Annotated in this window: 15 protein-coding genes; 13 read left to right on the top strand and 2 right to left on the bottom strand. The window is 50.1% G+C overall.

Annotated features, from left to right (window positions below):
* The first annotated feature begins 105 nt into the window (after positions 1-105).
* Both MKY82_RS19970 and MKY82_RS19965 read left to right on the top strand, forming a co-directional pair.
* Positions 106-951 (top strand): aldo/keto reductase, encoded by an 846-nt coding sequence (locus tag MKY82_RS19970; protein WP_339294216.1) that lies wholly within the window; start codon positions 106-108, stop codon positions 949-951.
* A gap of 118 nt (positions 952-1,069) precedes the next feature.
* Positions 1,070-1,864 (top strand): SDR family oxidoreductase, encoded by a 795-nt coding sequence (locus tag MKY82_RS19965; RefSeq protein ID WP_071220423.1) that lies wholly within the window; start codon positions 1,070-1,072, stop codon positions 1,862-1,864.
* Positions 1,865-1,890: 26 nt separating this feature from the next.
* On the opposite strand, the gene MKY82_RS19960 is transcribed toward MKY82_RS19965, so the two are convergent.
* On the bottom strand, positions 1,891-2,751 hold the full coding sequence (locus MKY82_RS19960; RefSeq protein WP_339294215.1) for an AraC family transcriptional regulator: 861 nt from the start codon (positions 2,749-2,751) through the stop codon (positions 1,891-1,893).
* Positions 2,752-2,945: 194 nt separating this feature from the next.
* Between MKY82_RS19960 and MKY82_RS19955 the strand changes: the two genes are divergently transcribed.
* The gene (locus MKY82_RS19955) at positions 2,946-4,826 is read left to right on the top strand and encodes a beta-L-arabinofuranosidase domain-containing protein (protein WP_339294214.1); all 1,881 of its coding nucleotides are present in this window, start codon (positions 2,946-2,948) and stop codon (positions 4,824-4,826) included.
* A 70-nt stretch (positions 4,827-4,896) separates the two neighbouring features.
* On the opposite strand, the gene MKY82_RS19950 is transcribed toward MKY82_RS19955, so the two are convergent.
* Positions 4,897-6,348: a DHA2 family efflux MFS transporter permease subunit gene (locus MKY82_RS19950; protein WP_339294213.1), complete on the bottom strand. Its 1,452-nt coding sequence runs from the start codon at positions 6,346-6,348 to the stop codon at positions 4,897-4,899.
* A gap of 238 nt (positions 6,349-6,586) precedes the next feature.
* Between MKY82_RS19950 and MKY82_RS19945 the strand changes: the two genes are divergently transcribed.
* The 10 genes from MKY82_RS19945 (at position 6,587) to MKY82_RS19900 (ending at position 17,641) form a co-directional block, all read left to right on the top strand.
* Positions 6,587-6,964, top strand: a complete 378-nt coding sequence (locus MKY82_RS19945; protein ID WP_194543308.1) for a helix-turn-helix domain-containing protein — start codon at positions 6,587-6,589, stop codon at positions 6,962-6,964.
* A gap of 134 nt (positions 6,965-7,098) precedes the next feature.
* On the top strand, positions 7,099-7,386 hold the full coding sequence (locus tag MKY82_RS19940) for a hypothetical protein (RefSeq protein WP_339294212.1): 288 nt from the start codon (positions 7,099-7,101) through the stop codon (positions 7,384-7,386).
* 59 nt (positions 7,387-7,445) lie between these two features.
* Positions 7,446-7,979: a hypothetical protein gene (locus tag MKY82_RS19935; protein ID WP_339294211.1), complete on the top strand. Its 534-nt coding sequence runs from the start codon at positions 7,446-7,448 to the stop codon at positions 7,977-7,979.
* Between the two features lies 1 nt (position 7,980).
* Positions 7,981-8,829, top strand: a complete 849-nt coding sequence (locus tag MKY82_RS19930; RefSeq protein ID WP_233354994.1) for an aminoglycoside phosphotransferase family protein — start codon at positions 7,981-7,983, stop codon at positions 8,827-8,829.
* A gap of 325 nt (positions 8,830-9,154) precedes the next feature.
* Complete coding sequence (locus MKY82_RS19925; protein WP_339294210.1) at positions 9,155-10,162, top strand: LacI family DNA-binding transcriptional regulator; 1,008 nt, start codon at positions 9,155-9,157, stop codon at positions 10,160-10,162.
* A 40-nt stretch (positions 10,163-10,202) separates the two neighbouring features.
* Positions 10,203-11,999, top strand: coding sequence for an L-fucose isomerase (locus MKY82_RS19920; protein WP_339294209.1), 1,797 nt, complete (start codon positions 10,203-10,205; stop codon positions 11,997-11,999).
* A gap of 12 nt (positions 12,000-12,011) precedes the next feature.
* Positions 12,012-13,688: a ribulokinase gene (locus MKY82_RS19915; protein WP_339294208.1), complete on the top strand. Its 1,677-nt coding sequence runs from the start codon at positions 12,012-12,014 to the stop codon at positions 13,686-13,688.
* 214 nt (positions 13,689-13,902) lie between these two features.
* Positions 13,903-15,012 carry a glycoside hydrolase family 172 protein gene (locus MKY82_RS19910; RefSeq protein ID WP_339294207.1) on the top strand — a complete coding sequence of 370 codons (1,110 nt, stop codon included), beginning with the start codon at positions 13,903-13,905 and terminating at the stop codon, positions 15,010-15,012.
* A 45-nt stretch (positions 15,013-15,057) separates the two neighbouring features.
* A complete protein-coding gene (locus MKY82_RS19905) occupies positions 15,058-16,167 on the top strand; it encodes a DUF4185 domain-containing protein (protein ID WP_339296700.1) in 1,110 nt (369 codons plus the stop codon).
* Positions 16,168-16,240: 73 nt separating this feature from the next.
* The gene (locus MKY82_RS19900) at positions 16,241-17,641 is read left to right on the top strand and encodes a sugar ABC transporter substrate-binding protein (protein WP_339294206.1); all 1,401 of its coding nucleotides are present in this window, start codon (positions 16,241-16,243) and stop codon (positions 17,639-17,641) included.
* Positions 17,642-17,681 lie beyond the last annotated feature (40 nt).

Raw genomic sequence — 17,681 nt, 5'->3', positions numbered from 1 at the left:
TCATTTTATGTAGGGAGGTGATGTCTAAGCGTATTATCGGGGATACTGCAGTATAGGCTAACTTTTTTACAACAAAAACAAAAAAATGTTCGGAGGTTTATCAACATGACAGCACAACACTTACAAGATACAACCACTTTATATAATGGAGTTAACATGCCTTGGTTTGGACTTGGCGTATTTAAAGTAGAAGAAGGACCGGAGCTGGTGAATGCCGTTCGCACGGCCATCCAGCATGGATATCGGAGCATAGACACTGCCGCCATATACGGCAATGAAGAAGGCGTTGGACAAGGCATTCGCGAGGGCTTGGAAGCTGCCGGAATTAAACGGGAAGATCTGTTTGTCACATCTAAAGTATGGAATGCCGATCTCGGTTATGAATCGACATTGAAGGCATACGATGAAAGTCTGCGAAAGCTGGGTCTGGAATATTTGGATTTGTACCTTATACACTGGCCGGTTGAAGGGAAATATATAGATGCGTGGAAGGCGTTAGAAACGTTGTACAAAGAAGGACGCGTTAAAGCCATTGGCGTGAGCAATTTTCAGATCCATCATCTGGAGCATTTAATGAAGGAAACGGAAATTAAACCGATGGTGAACCAGGTGGAATATCATCCAAGACTAACGCAAAAAGAACTGCAGGCGTACTGCCAGGCGCATGGAATTCAGCTTGAAGCATGGTCTCCATTAATGCAAGGACAGCTGCTGGATCAAGAGGATCTTCAGCACATGGCAGAGAAGCATCATAAATCGATCGCGCAGATTATTCTTCGTTGGGATTTACAAAACGGCGTTGTCACGATTCCGAAATCGACCAAAGAACATCGGATCGCCGAGAATGCGGATATCTTTGATTTTGAATTGTCCGCTGAGGATATGCAGCGCATCGATAGCTTGAATCAAAATCACAGAGTGGGACCGGATCCGGACAATTTTGATTTCTAAGGAATCTGCGTTTAAGTAAGGACAGAAGTTTAATGAATATTGTGGCTCTCCTGAACCTCGGGCGGTAACGACGGGAATCGGGAGGGTCATTCCTACATAACGGAAGGAGAGATGTTTAATGAATTTGGATCTGAAGGGAAAAGTCGCATTGGTAACAGGTTCGACGTCCGGCATTGGCAAAGCGATTGCCATGTCGCTTGCAGCCGAGGGAGCGTCCGTCATTATAAATGGAAGACATGAGGACAAAGTAAAACAGACGATCCATGATATTCACGCTGTGCATCCTGATGCGGAACTGCGTATTGCCGTGGCGGATCTCGGAACGGAGGAGGGTTGTCATCAGGTCAGGGAAGCTGCTCCGGTCGTTGATATTCTGATCAATAATTTGGGGATTTTTGAGCCTGCCGAATTTTTCGATATCCCTGATGCGGATTGGTTCAGGTTCTTCGAGACCAATATCATGAGCGGAGTTCGGTTAACCCGGCACTATTTGAAGAATATGATCAATCGCAATGAAGGTCGAATTATATTTATCGCGAGTGAAGCGGCCATCATGCCGTCCCAGGAGATGGCACATTACAGCGCAACCAAGACGATGCAGCTGTCCCTTTCCCGAAGCTTGGCTGAGCTGACGACAGGGACCCGCGTCACGGTGAATACCGTCATGCCTGGCTCCACGCTTACGGAAGGCGTTGAAACGATGCTGAATACGCTATATCCGGATGAGGATCTTTCGATCGAAGAAGCAGAGCAGCGGTTTATGAAGGAGAATCGGCCGACTTCCATCATTCAGCGATTGATTCGACCGGAGGAGATTGCGGATTTTGTTACGTATCTCAGCAGTCCCAAATCCTCGGCGATTAACGGTTCAGCGCTTCGAATCGACGGGGGCTTGGTACGAAGCGTATTCTAAGCAACCGAGGTGTTGTGAACGCTTTGTTAGGAACGGTATTTCTGCCTAAAGGATTTGGGTTTGAAGCCTGTATACCGAATAAAGCTGCGAATGAAATACGGAAAAGAACCGAATCCGGATTCTTCGGCAATGCGTCCGATCGGATCGTTGGTGTGGATCAATAGTCGCTTGGCTTGTTCGATCCGATGCCGTGTTAGAAATTCCAGGGGCGTACAGCCGAACGTTTTTTTCATGCAGATCGACAGATAGTTCTGGTGGAAGTGCATGGCCTCGGATAATCTCTGATAGCTAACCGGTTCTTTGTAATGTTGTCTCAAATAGTTGGCGGTTCGTTCGGCTATGGCATATTGAGGATTCTGATGCTGGATCCCGTCCTCTTCGGCTTGAAGCAGCAGGAGCAGCTCATGCAGCAGCTGCTCCTGTTTCCAGCGTGCCGCGGAAGTAGACGATGACTGAAGGTTCTGCAATTGCTCTAACAGGAGTTTCGCCTGCTCTATCGAAGGCAGCTCTCCATACTTGGGCATATAAAAAGAGAAACGCTCGATCTGCACATAAGGCTGATCGGTTTGCGATAAGGCAAAAAGGGTCAGCTCCTCTGTTTCAATCCAAGACCCTAGCGTCTGAAAATGCAGCCAATAAAAGTGGGTTTCCTCCTGACAGGGCTCAAATGTCCGGTGGGCTGCATCCGGTCTAAGAATAAAGTAGCAGCCGGCCTTCACCCTGTAAGCAGCACCGTTCTCCTCCAGGAAAAGCGCCCCTTTTGTCACCAGAATCAGATCAAAGACCCCAATGTTATAGCGATCCGGATGTTTGTCTCCTACCTGATAGGTATCTTCTCCACAAATGATATAGTGGGGCAACGGCGGCGCAATCAACTGGAAGATCATCTGCGACCAGGCCTCCTCCTCAAAACGGACTTTTCTCTATGATAATCGCTTTGCCGGTCCGGATTCAATACGCCAGCATGTTGCAATCGGATAAAAAGATGTTGTTTCTGTGTATAGGGCACCGCCCGGGTAAGATGGTATATTTCTACCAGAGTGTGCACCTACAAGAACAGAAACAAGGAGTGTGGAAGTTGATGCTGCATGAGACTGCGTTTAACAGTTTGCCGCTTCGAGCGATTAAACCGGCCGGATGGCTAAAGAGTCAGTTGGAGATTCAAGCAAGCGGTTTTACCGGACATTTGGAAGAACAGTGGAAAGACGTAGGGGATGAGAACGGGTGGCTGGGCGGCCAGGGAGAGAGCTGGGAACGGGGACCTTATTATGTTGACGGTTTGCTTCCGCTAGCTTATTTGCTCGAAGACGAAACTTTGATTGCCAAAGCGAATCGCTGGATCGAGTGGTCGCTTGCGAGCCAGCAGGAGAATGGCATGTTCGGTCCGACTCGCATAACCTCCGTCAATCAGGATATCGACAAGAAGCAGGACTGGTGGCATTACATGATCATGCTGAAAGTGATGATGCAGCATGAAGAAGCAACGGGCGATGAACGGATCATTCCTTTTCTGACGAAGTTTTTTACTTATGTCCATTCGGTTATGGAGGAACAGCCGCTGCGGGGCTGGGCCCAAACCAGGGGTGCGGAGATGCTGCTGTGCATCGTGTGGTTATATCGACGTACGAAGCAGCCTTTTCTGTTAGAGCTTGCCGATATCGTTGCCGGACAAACAACGGACTGGAGCGATATCTTTCATGATTTTCCGTTCTGGCGAAAGGTCGAAGAGTGGGATTGGACAACCCATGTCGTGAATGTAGCGATGGGAATTAAAACGCCGGGCGTATTGTTTGAATTGAGTGGCAATCCGGTGGAGCGGGAAAGCGTGCATCGGGGCATCGATTCCCTAATGACGTATCACGGTCAAGCGCATGGCATGTTCTCCGGAGACGAATGGTTATCCGGCACCCATCCGAGTCAAGGCGTAGAATTATGTGCCGTCGTGGAGTATATGTTCTCGATGGAGCAGCTGACGCGTATTTTCGGGGATGGACGTTTCGGGGATATTTTGGAGAAGGTCGCATTTAATGCGCTGCCCGCCGCCATCTCCCCGGATTGGACCTCGCATCAGTATGATCAGCAAGTCAACCAGATGATCTGCAATGTCGCTCCGCGGGCATGGAGCAACAGTCCGGATGCCAATGTCTTCGGTCTGGAGCCGAATTTCGGATGCTGCACGGCCAATATGCATCAGGGCTGGCCAAAGCTAACGTCGCACCTATGGATGAAGGATCAGGAGGACGGGCTTGTTGCCATTTCCTATGCCCCATGCACGGTGAGAACGACGGTCGGTCGTCAAGGCGTTCCGGCTGTCGTCGAGGTAACCGGGGAATATCCGTTCAAGGATCGCGTTCAGATCCATTTGTCGCTGGAATACGAGGCATCGTTTCCTCTATCGCTGCGCATCCCGGCCTGGTGCGACGATCCTGTCATAACTCTGAATGGGCGCGATTTGCCATTCCAGGTGCAGTCCGGTTATGCACGAATCGTACAGAACTGGCAGAACGGCGACCGATTGGATATTCATTTGCCGATGGAAGTGAAGACTGTTACGCGCAGCATGTACGCTACCAGCATTGAAAGAGGGCCGCTGGTGTATGTGCTGCCCGTGAAGGAGAACTGGCAGATGATCCGGCAGCGCGACATGTTCCACGATTGGGAGATTTACCCTGCATCTCCATGGAAATACGGCTTGGTCGCCGATACGTCATTCGAGGTGCTTGAGCAGGATATGGTCCGCCAGCCGTTCCTGGCAAAGGATGCACCTGTCAGGGTGAAGGTGAAAGGCCAGCTGATTCGGGATTGGAAGATGGAAGGCAACAACGCCGGAAACCCTCCGCTGCATCCGAACACGGACGGACAGCCCATTACGGAATTGGAGTTGGTTCCATACGGAAGCGCCAGGCTTCGGATCGGTGAGTTCCCTCTGATTGGAGAGCGGAAAAGAGCCGCCAAGAAATAAGTGAAAGTAAGCACGCTATAATCGTTTTATAATGTAGAATCCCCCTATTGAGGGGGATTCTTATTCTTGTTTATCCGCCCGTCATCTTATTATGCTGTTGCTGATCGATGGGTTTATCCACTTGTTCCCACGGCTTAAGGAGCAATAACCCCATGACGACCCCAAGAGCGGCCACAGTCATCACAACAAGGAATGTAAACGAGAACGCATCAGCCCAAGCATCGACTTTCGGTACGGAATGAGAAGAGGCCGAAATACGGGTTGTCAACAATGTTGAGAAGACAGCCACGGCAAAGGAGCCCACAACTTGCTGTGAAGCATTGTTTAGGGATGTCACACGGTTGATTAATCCTTGCGGTGCAGCGTTTATAACGAAGGCGTTCAAAGACATAGCATATAATGCATGGCCGGATCCGGCTAAGGTCATGGCGACAAGGATGATTCCCGTTCCTCTGCCAAATGAATCCGTAAAGAGCAAGAATGCTCCCAGACCAAGAAGTGCAGTACCGATAATAACAAGCAGCTTTACACTACGAAACCGATCATACATACGTCCACCAATCTGCATGAGTACGATACTGGCAATAGCAGGTGATATCATGAGAAGCCCAGTATCAAAAGCATTAAGTCCTTTCACCTGCTGGAGATAAACGGGAACCAGAAAGAAGTTTCCATAGAATGCAGCGGCTGTTATCCATAGAATTAACATAGCACTTGTAAAAGACTTGGAGCGGAACACTCGCAACTCAAGGAGCGGCTCGCTATTTCCAAGTTCAATCAGGATGAATAGTAGAAGAGCCGCAACACCAACCGCAAGGCCGATAATGGTCTGTATGGAGCCCCATCCGGCATCGCCCGCTTGATTCACGCCATAGACGAGGGCGGCAAAAGCGATTGGACCAAAAATCATTCCGAGTTTATCCAGCTTAGCTTGAGTCTGACTCTTCAGTTTAGGAAGATAGCGTAGTCCAAACCAGATTCCTAATAAGCCTACAGGTACATTCACCCAGAATAAAAAGGGCCAGCTAACGTTATCCACCAACCACCCGGCAAACACGGGTCCGATGGCTGGTGCAATAAGAATGGGAACGCCCAAGTACGATCCCATTACGGTTCCTACCTTATCAGGAGGACTGATCTGAAAGACAATGGCATAACCAATGGGCATGACTATACCTCCTCCTAAACCTTGAAGTACACGAAATAGTATAAATTGCTCTGCGTTGACCGAGAGTGCGCACAGAATAGAGCAGATTGTAAAAATGAAGATTGCCAGGATAAACATGCGCCTGCTGCCAAAACGATCAGCCAGCCAGCCGGCTACCGGAATGATGGCCGCTTCGGCAAGAATATAACCCGTGGTCGCCCATTGCATGAAAGATAACGAGCTTTGAAAGGAATTCATTAGATTAGGAATGGCTACATTCATGGCTGTCATATTAAGTAGGACCATAAACATGCCAATGATGATAGCGAATAAGGGTGCGCGAATTTCTTTTATGGTAGTAATGGTGGTCGACATGTATTGTCTCCTCCTGTTATATTTTTTTGTTCGAAGTCACATCTCCGGATATGTGACCCCATTCAGAAAGAGAATCGCGCGATTCCAGGTGATACGTGATGCAGTATTCCAGTTTGCACCTTGATCACAGCTATGTGCCAAATTATAATGACTCTAAATCAACAATAACAGTAGGCAATATTTATTGATTAGATCATTTAATATAGACCAACTTACTTTACGTTAGGGTGGTGATGACTTGAGCGATCGTTCAGAGCATCGTGAGGATTATGAGGCATGTACGGAGGTTATCGGCGAGGTTTTAAAAATAGTGGCAGTGAAACGCGCGGTTCACGTAATCGGTGAACTGCATGATGGTCCCCAGCGGTTTAACCGCTTGCGTCGGAGTTTGGGCAATATCAGCACGCAATCATTGACAGTGATTCTGAGGCATCTGGAGCAAAACGGCATCATTAGCCGTCAGGTATTGCCGACTATGCCGGTTACCGTGGAGTATTCATTGACAGACCAAGGTAGAGAATTTGAAGAGGTCCTAAATGTGATACATGATTGGGGAGCATCTAGGAGAATGCATCGGACTCCTTTAGGAAAAGCAAGTTTCTCAGCAGAGAAATAGATAAACGAAACTCATGAAAACCGCGTTGATCGCGGTTTTTTTGTTGTACAGCTATGTGTTCAAGGTTAAGATAAGTGTTTACCAAGCTTTGGAAAACACATAATATGGAGTTATTGGAATATGGAGGTGATCGTATGAGAATAGACAAGAGCATATTTAATATCTCGGCATGGCTGGCTCTGTTTACCATCCTTGTGTTCCCAGGTAAAATATGGGCGGAGGGTGAGGGTGCACCCCGAATCGAATATGGATTTCCGTTTAGATTCTTTATCAAGTATTATCCGGATTACATAGATAGCAGTCCCTGGTTTATTAAGGGCGTTCACATTCAACTGCTGTCTTATTTTTTCAATGTAATGGTGATTTATTGGATACTGCACATGTTGTTGTCGCTAGGAAAAAGTATAAAAAAGAAAGAGTAATGGGATAAGCGATATGGAATGCGCTGATGAGAAAGGGAAATTTACCGATGGAGATTTTCATGAAAAGAAGAATAATAGTGGTCCTATTACTCGTATTTGTTATTCTGATAAATGGCATTGCTCAACGAGATTCGACGGATACGCCCCTATATGAGGGCAGAAGCCTCGTCATTGGTGTGATCGGAGAAACACCGCAAGTCAGGGAGAAGGGGCATGTGGGTTTTAAAGAAGTTACGTTTCAGCAGCTAGAGGATCTAGACCTTTCCGCGGAGCTGGACGCCATATTCATAACAAAAGAACATTTGATGGAAGCTTCTGAGCCTAAGTATACAGAAGTGTATAATAAGGCTGAAGTTCCCTTTTTCTATATTGAGTCTAAAAAATCTCATGTCCCCTTCACGGTCGAAGAATTGTCTTACGATGAGGTTCCGGATCTTTCAACGGATATGTATGCAACCGGTTATTACGGCAAGGATGCGGAGCATTGGGGTTACGGTTTATACAACGGTGTAATGAATGAGACCAATGTCCAGGCTGTTTATTCTCATATTTTCGCAACGATCGAGTCGTTGCATCATGACGGAGGAAGGTAATTTGCGAGAAATCATTTGGTTGGAGAAAAGCGAGACGCTTGAGCTATTGTTGGAACATGAACCTGCAATTCAAGTCATCCCGTTAGAGTCCGGTCTGGAAGCAGAGGTGGCGAAGATCGTCACGCCATCGGCAGACTACGTACTAAAGGTTTGGAATAAAACGTCCAAACCCGACGTTCAAATGCAGTATCGAATATTGAATGCATTGTATTCGCATGGAAGGGCCGTATCGAAGCCTGTGGGCTGGGGGACAGACCGGAATAGCAATCCAGTAATGCTGACCAGTTACGACGGCACGCCCGTACAAATAGTCAATCAGTCTAAACTAGTAAAGCTTGCGAAAACGCTAATGGATATACATAAGCTGCCCCTGGATAGCCTGAACGGCTTCGGGCTGCCGAGGTATGATTTCGTCTCTTATTTTTATCCTCGAATGGATGAGTTCCCGGATATCCAACATCCATTGATGGAGCTTGTTGAGTTTGCACATATGAAACAAGAATGTATCATCCATGGCGATTATCACCTTGGCAATATTCTTGAGCATGAAAACAAACTGACCGTGATCGATTGGACGAATGTCCAAATGGGCGATCCCCGATATGATATCGCATGGTCGATTATCTTAATGTGGATATATGTAAGCGAGAAGCAAGCGTCCTTTTACCGTGTTGCATTTTGTGCCGAGAACCGTTACGAAGCCGATGAGCTTGAGCTGTTTGAAGCCATTGCGTGTCTGCGCTGGGTTTTGCTTAGCAGAGTGGACCACCCTCCCATTAGAAAGGATACGATCGCTAGGGTAAGGTCGATATTGACGAGCAACACGTATTTAAATATCAGGGCTCTTTAAGTCTGATCCCAAATGACCAGCCAGTTTCCCAAATACAAGACGGAGATAGATTCGTGAAATATTACAGCTGTACACGGAGCCCCCTGAAGCCACCTTGCATAATGGTAAGGGGCTTTTTTCTATATTAGAAGCAGCGTGATTAAGCCAGCCAATCGCCCAAGAATGAGATAAGTTAGAGTTATGCAAAAAGTCGAGTACAATTCTCTTCTGAAGTTTTATAAAAATGAGGGTTGACATAAGCATGTACCTTCTTGTAATCTGTGATTGTAATCGTTTACGTAATCGATTACATAGCGGAATCATGACGTTTTGAGGTGAACAATGTTTGGCAAAAGCAACGATTAAACAAGTAGCAGCGGCAGCAGAAGTATCCACGGCAACCGTTTCAAGAGTGCTGAACGACAGCGATTATGTAAGCGATGAAATTAAAGAGCGAGTGATGGCGGCGGTGAACCAATTGAATTACCGTCCAAGCGCCATCGCCCGCAGTCTGAAGCAGGACCGGACCTATATGATCGGGGTTATTGTTCCTGATATTTCCAACCCTTATTTTATGGGGATCTCCAGAGGTATTGAGGACATTGTAGGCAAAGAAGGCTTTCAGCTTATATTCTGCAGCTCGGATGAGAATCCGGACAAGGAACGACGACTGCTTAAGCTTATGCAGGAAAAGCGCGTGGACGCCGTCGTACTGGCGACGTCGGGCGGCAATGATCCGGCGATCAAGCAGCTGGCGGATTCCAAAATGCCGATTGTTCTCGTAGACCGGAAGCCGGACTCGCCGGAAGCGGGTTTGACTCTCGATCTGGTAGCCGAGGACAACACCGAGGGCGCATCCCGCCTGACCCGGAAGCTGCTTGAGGATGGTCATACGGTTATTGGTGTAGTAAATGGACCGACGAGATCCAGCACAGGAAGGGAACGTCTTGAAGGTGTCCGGAAAGCAATGAAGGAATACGGTTTGAACGAGGAACCCATGGTGTATAATGGAGACTTTTCTACGGAGGATGGAATCCGCGCGATACAGCATTTTCTGGCAGCCGAAAGAAGGCCAACTGCGGTTATATCCCTGAATAACCGCATGAGTCTCGGTGTTTTGCTTGAGATTGTGCGTTGCGGTCTAAAGATTCCGGCCGATATGGCCGTAGCTTCTTTCGGTGAAGTAGAGGCTGGTCCATTACTCAAGGAATCGGGACTCTATTATATGGAGCAGCATCCCTATGACATGGGGATCAAAGCCGGCGAGATTCTTCTGCGTCGAATTCGCGATGAGGCCCCGCTGTCTAAACCTGAAATAGCGATTTACAGCAATGAAGTGAAACAGTTGGATTGATTCATATGCTGCCGCTCTAAAAACAGAGAGGATGAGGACGATGCAATATCAAACTCACAACTGCAATCGATTGCAGAATCAGCTGCCGAAGATTGGTATACGACCTGTTGTAGATGGTCGGAGGGGAGGCATTCGGGAATCACTGGAGGACGTAACGATGGATATGGCGAAGCGAACGGCGCGTCTGCTTACCGAACGGCTAAGGCATAGCAACGGGCTGCCGGTAGAATGCGTGATGGCTGACACCTGCATTGGAGGCGTAGCCGAAGCCGCACGTACGGAGGAGAAATTTGCCAGGGAGAATGTCGGTCTTTCCATTTCGGTGACTCCCTCCTGGTGTTATCCAACGGAAACGATGGATACGCATCCGACAAGGCCGAAAGCCATTTGGGGATTTAACGGAACGGAGCGCCCCGGTGCCGTGTATCTGGCAGCAGCTCTTGGCGCGCATAATCAGAAGGGACTTCCGGCTTTCTCTATCTATGGTCGGGATGTGCAGGATATCGGCGATACCGAAATTACGGCTGACGTAGAGGAGAAACTTTTGCAATTTGCAAAGGCTGGCCTTGCCGTAGCGACCATGAAGGGGACTTCGTATCTGTCGATGGGCACAGTATCTATGGGAATCGCGGGCTGTATCGTCGACGAGGATTTTTTCCAGAAGTATCTTGGGATGCGCAATGAATATGTGGATATGACGGAATTCGTAAGACGAATCGAGCTGGAAATTTACGATCATGACGAATATGAGCGGGCGCTTTCCTGGATTAAAGAAAACTGCAAGCCTGGGGCGGACGTCAATCCGGAGCATTTGAAGCGAACCGATGAGCAGAAGCAGCAGGATTGGGAGACCGTCGCGAAGATGGCGTTGATCGCGCGCGATTTGATGGTGGGTAATCCGAAGCTGGCGGAAATGGGATACGGAGAGGAAGCGCTCGGGCGAAATGCGCTGGCTGCAGGTTTTCAAGGACAACGTGCCTGGACGGATTATTTTCCGACCGGGGATTTCATGGAGGCTATACTGAACTCATCCTTTGATTGGAATGGTCTGAGAGAGCCCTACATGGTCGCAACGGAGAACGACAATCTGAATGGGATTACGATGCTGTTCGGACATCTTCTCACGGATGCAGCGCAGGTATTTGCGGATGTTCGTACATACTGGAGCCCGGAAGCCGTAAAGCGTGTAACCGGGTATCAGCTTGAGGGAATTGCGGCGCAGGGCGTGATCCACCTGATCAATTCCGGGCCTGCTGCCCTTGACGGGACGGGAAGGCAGACAAAGGACGGCAGACCGGCGATGAAGCCGTTCTGGGAAATCACGCAGGAGGAAGTTCAGGACTGCCTCGATGCGGTCAAATGGTGTCCGGCTATTGATTTCTTCCGCGGGGGTGGCTTCTCAACCGACTTTACGACCCGGGAAGGTATGCCGGTAACGATCGCGAGAATAAATAGGGTTGCGGGTGTTGGACCGGTCCTTCATATTGCCGAGGGGATGACCGTTGAGCTGCCGGACGCGGTACACGATATATTGGATCAGCGAAGTGATCCTACATGGCCGACGACCTGGTTCGTACCGAATCTGACCGGTCAAGGGCTGTTCAGGGATGTATATACCGTGATGAGCAATTGGGGATCCAACCATGCCGCTATGAGTTATGGGCATATCGGCGGGGAATTGATCACCTTGGCATCAATGATCCGCATTCCGGTATGCATGCACAACGTTCCGGAGGAACGGATATTCCGGCCAAGCGCCTGGACCGCCTTTGGCGGACTGGAACCGGTCTCGGCCGATTACCGGGCATGCGCAGCTTACGGTCCTTTGTACAAATAGGAGGCAGATAACATGAAGCAGTTATACACCATTGGCGTGGATTTTGGTACGGAATCGGGCAGAGCTCTGTTGGTTGATATCACGACCGGGCGAGAAGTTGCTACCCATGTGACGCCATACACGCATGGAGTCATGGACGAGGTGCTGGTCCACTCGGGTTTGAAGCTGGGGCAGGATTGGGCGCTGCAGCATCCAGATGATTACATAGAGGTGCTTCGGCAATCCATCCCGCGCGTGCTCTCGGAGGCTAACGTATCTCCGGATCAAGTCATCGGGATCGGCATCGACTTCACGGCATGCACGATGATGCCGCTGGATGCCGGGGGGACTCCGCTGTGCATGCTCGAGGAATGGAGGGACAATCCGCATAGCTGGGTAAAGCTGTGGAAGCATCACGCGGCTCAGGATGAAGCGAACCTGATTAATGAGGCCGCTAAGCGGCGAGGGGAAAAATTTCTTGCACGCTACGGAGGGAAGCTGTCCTCGGAGTGGATGCTTGCGAAGTCTTTACAGATTCTGAATGAAGCTCCCGAGTTGTATGAGCACGCTGTACTGTTTATGGAGGCTGCCGATTGGGTGGTCATGGAATTGACCGGTCAGCTCGCACGGAGCAGCTGCACCGCAGGTTATAAAGCCAATTGGCATAAACGGGATGGATATCCGTCCAAGGAGTTCCTCCAGTCGCTTGATCCGAGGTTCGGGACCCTTGTGGAGGCGAAGTTGCGAGGCCCGATCAAGCCACTGGGTTCAAAAGCTGGCGAATTAACCGACTCGATGGCAGCTATAACCGGGCTTCTGCCAGGAACCGCGGTAGCCGTAGCCATCATCGATGCCCATGCCATGGTGCCGGCCGTCAGTGTCGTAACTCCGGGTAAACTGGTGCTCGCCATGGGAACCTCTACCTGTCATTTGATATTAAGCGACAAGGAAGTGACGGGAGAAGGGATTTGCGGTGTCGTCGAGGACGGGATCATCCCCGGTTATTACGGGTATGAGGCAGGACAATCGGCCGTTGGCGATATATTTGCCTGGTATGTGGAAGAGGCAGTGCCGGAATATGTAAGACGCAAGGCTGCCGAAGATCGTCTCGGCATTCATGAGTGGCTTGAGAGGGGAGCATCACAATATGAGCCTGGCCAAACCGGCCTGCTGGCTCTCGACTGGTGGAATGGAAGCCGTTCCGTACTGATGGATGCCGATCTGAGCGGTGTCATCCTTGGATTGACCCTGCAGACCAAGCCAGAGGAAATATACCGGGCGCTTCTGGAGGCTACCGCCTTCGGAACGCGAGCGATCATCGAAGCCTTTACCGAAAGCGGCGTTGAAGTCCAGGAGCTCTATGCTTGCGGCGGATTGCCGCAGCGAAACCGGCTGCTGATGCAAATCTATGCCGACGTTACCGGCAAGGAAATCAAAGTAGCGGATACCGTCCAGACGGCTGCCTTTGGTGCAGCTATGTTCGGTGCCGTTGCGGCAGGCAAAGAGCGGGGAGGCTTTGAGAGCATCGTAGAGGCAGCAGAAGCCATAGCTCGTGTTCGTGAAGAGACCTTTAAGCCGATTGAGGCCAACGTGCGTGTATATGATCAATTATACAAGGAATATAAAGGACTTCATGATTATTTGGGAAGAGGCGAAAACGGGGTGTTGAAACGCTTGAAAGCATTAAAGAGCGGAAAATTACCGGAATGAATGAAAGATTGAACGCCTAAAAAAACGCCTAAATAAACGTCTGGCCACGACGAAATATCGCCGGGTAGCATTGGACTCATAAACTGGGAATGCAGGTTCTGGAAAGATCTGCATTCCGTATTAACTAATTCTGCAATCGATGTCACAATTTGTGAAACGACATTACGAAGTACGTTCAACTATCATCCGCAAGCCAAAAAGGAGCGAATCATTCATGGACCATCAAGCAGCATTATCTTCACTCAGCCTTACCCGAACCGGAAAAAGAAAACGGGAATCCAGCTACGACCGTTCTGGAGGCAATAAAGACTACTTCTCCATCAACCCAGGCGATCTGACCGAAATTTGCAGCATTCCGGGCGCTGGCGCCATCACTCACATCTGGATGACAATGGCCAGCGACGTCCCTGCGGAGGAATTGTATTTGCCGCGAAAAATCGTTCTCCGCATGTACTGGGACCAAGAGACGGAGCCCAGCGTGGAAGCGCCGATTGGCGATTTTTTCGGAATGGGGCACGGGCTCACCAAAAATTATACGTCAGCGGCATTGATGATGAGTCCCGAGGACGGCAAGGCATTCAACAGCTTCTTCCGTATGCCGTATGCGGATGGAGCCCACATTACGATTGAGAGCGAGGCGGAGCATCCAATCAAATTTTATTTCTATGTGGATTATGAGTCCTACGATAAGCTGCCTGAGGAGGAGCTGAGATTCCATGCCCAGTGGCACCGGGAAAATCCGACCGAAGGTATTCCGGACACCGGGGTGGACAACGCCTTCTACGAATTCGGCGGCAAGAATACGACCGGCAGCGGCAACTATGTCATTTTGGACGCGGTCGGAAAGGGCCATTACATCGGCTGCAACTTCAATGTCCACAACCTGCGCGATACGCGGGAATGGAACTGGTACGGCGAAGGCGACGACATGATCTTCATCGATGGGGAACCGTGGCCTCCGACCTTGCACGGAACGGGCATGGAGGATTATTTCAACACGGCTTGGTGTCCGCAGCAGGAGGTGTGCACCCCGTATCATGGCATTATTTTGGGAGGGGGACCGAACTGGAGCGGCAAAATCTCCACGTACCGTTATCATATCCTGGACCCGATCATGTTCGAGAGCAGCATCAAGGTTACGATTGAGCACGGCCATAACAATCATCGTAGCGACGATGTTTCCTCAACGGCGTATTGGTATCAGGCAGAACCGCATCGCCCTTTCCCGGAACTGCCGAAGGTCGATAACCGATTGCCTCTGCCGCATATCAAGCCGCTTAACCCTGCCAGCATGAAACAGATCTTCGGCCATTCTAACCCTTGATATCAAGGGTGGGATATCGAATCGAAAGGGGAGATGAGCTTGAGGGTGAAAACGGCTTTGCTTGCCGGCCTATTCTTGCTGCTCTGCGGCTGCACGAACGGCAGCAAGGTGAATCCCCAGCTTGATGGAGCAGATAAGGAGTTTTTATTAAAAGGCATAACCGGCCTGGAACAAATTACGCAATTGACCGGCGAACCATCGCCTAATCGCACGGATCGTTACGCGGTGTACGGGACCGACCTCGGTTCCATGATGAACGACGGGGAACGAACTTACTTCGTGTTCGGGGATACGTTCGGCGAGAGGGAGCCAGGACAGACTGGCGGAGGAGGCAGCTACTGGCGCTCCAATACGATGGCCTATACAACGGATGCGGAGGCGGCTGACGGCATCACATTTGAAGGCATGGTGACGGATGAATTCGGAACGGCCAAGGAACTGCTGCCCTCCGCCAAAATCGACTACGAAGAAATGACGAAAATCCCGACCCACGGCATTGCGGCAGGAGGTGCGTTGTATTTGTACTACATGTCGGTCAAACATTGGGGAGATCCGGGGAAGTGGGACGCCAATTACAGCAGCGTCGCCAAATCGGTTGATAACGGAGAAACCTGGGAGCTGCAGGACCAGCTCCGTTGGCCGGGGGATGGCAATTTCATTCAGGTAAGCTCCTATAAGGTGGAGAATGACGCAGGCGGCTCGAACATTTATTTCTGGGGTATTCCAGCCGGGCGCTTTGGCGGCGTTCAGCTTATGAAGGTGGGGGAGGAGCACATCGAGAAGCAGTCCAAGTACGAGTATTTTAGCGGCGTGGATGCTGACGGCAATCCCCAGTGGAGCACCGATATGGAGGATGCAATAGAAGTGGTGGATGACACGGCAGGCGAGCTTTCGGTTGTATGGAATGCTTATCTGGAACGCTGGCTGATGACATATCTGAAGGAAGGTAGGGGTGTTGTCATACGTGAAGGCATAACGCCATGGGGACCATGGGGCAAGCCTCTGGATTTGGTCCGAGCCGAGGATTATCCGGGACTGTACGGTCCCTATATGAATGAGCGGTATACCGAGAATGACGGGCAAACGATCTACTTTACCTTGTCTTTATGGGATCCATACAACGTCTTCTGGTTTAAAGCCTCGCTGGAAAAATGAAAACGGATTCAATTCATGTTCGGTTTAAATGCGAATCGCATTTAAATAGTTTGATCCATTATAAGGAGGGTTCATGATGCAGAAAACAACCATCAGCTTCAAATCCTGGCGTGTTCTGTTCTCCGTAATTCTGGTTCTCGTACTGTTCATTACAGGCTGCGGCGGACGATCCGGCGGTCCCGGAGGGGGAGCATTAAGCAATCCACCGGAAAATGAAAGCGTAAACAACGGAGGCGGCGCCGGCGACAAAGTAGTGATTGATTTCTGGGCGCAAAAATTCGAGGATACCACCGATGCCTGGTTCAAGAAATGGGTCGGCGAATTTAACAAATCCCAAAGCGAAGTCGAAGTGAAGCTGACGATTGTTCCGGCTGACGTTTGGGACCAGAAGATGAAGGCAGCGCAAGCCGCGGGGAAAGCGCCGGATATCCGAACGATCAACTACGGCAATGTGGCCAACGCGGCAAATACGGGTCAGCTTATGGCGCTGAACGATTTGATGGATTCTGCGGCATTCGATGATTTGTACGACAACATGAAGGATTTTGTAGCCGTCAACGGTCAGTACTACGCTTACCCGAAGCTCGTTGAACCGTCAGCCGTGATGTTCTATCGGAAAGACATGTTTGAGGCAGCCGGGCTTGATCCGAATCAGCCGCCGACCACGTGGACGGAGCTTCTGGAGACGGCTCAGAAGCTGACCAAGAAAGGCGTGTTCGGATTATCGATCGCGCAAACGGCTCCGGATCTGGGCTGGTCGAGCTGGGGACTGCAGTACAACGCGGCAGGACATCTTGCGGTGACGGAGGACTGGTCCAAAGCGGACGTGAATAATGAAGGATACAAGGCGCTCCTGGATTTTTACCAAAAAGCCTACCAGTCCGGCGTCATGCCGAAGCAGGCTCTGGCCGGATATGCGGATATCAAGCCTTTCGGCGAGGGCAAGATTGCCATCCAGATTTGCGGATCCTGGGCAATCGGGCAGCTTCGCAACACCTATAAAGATATGGTTGGTAAAGTAGGGATCGCACCAATGGCATCGATGGACGGCGATTTGACGAAACCGACGGCAACGCTCGGCGGCTGGTCGCTGGCAGTTGACGGGAAATCCAAGCATCCGCAGGAATCGGCCGATTTCATTTCATACCTCCTCGCGGGTGATCCGAACATCATGATCGACTTTTTCAAGACGTCTCAATTCTCCAAGTTCTCCCCGCGCAAATCGGTGGACGAAGCGATGAAGTCCGATCCGGATGCATCGAAGGATGCATGGCGTTCGCTGGTCTCCGAACAGATCATACCATACTCCCAAGCGGAGCCGATCTATCCATGGGACATCAGCTTCGCGCTCGCCACCTCCATTGAGTCCGCCATGAAAGGAACGTCAGTGGACAAAGCACTGGAGAAAGCGGAGAAGGATATTAACGATTTCATTACCAAAAACAAGCTTGCCGGCACAAATCCGAAAAATTAGCGCTTAGGCGGCCATCGGGGATCAACCCTTCAAATACGGA

Origin of the sequence: Paenibacillus sp. FSL W7-1279 (assembly GCF_037969845.1) — a bacterium.
Taxonomy (GTDB): domain Bacteria; phylum Bacillota; class Bacilli; order Paenibacillales; family Paenibacillaceae; genus Paenibacillus_AQ.
This window is presented reverse-complemented; position numbering and strand designations above follow the sequence as displayed.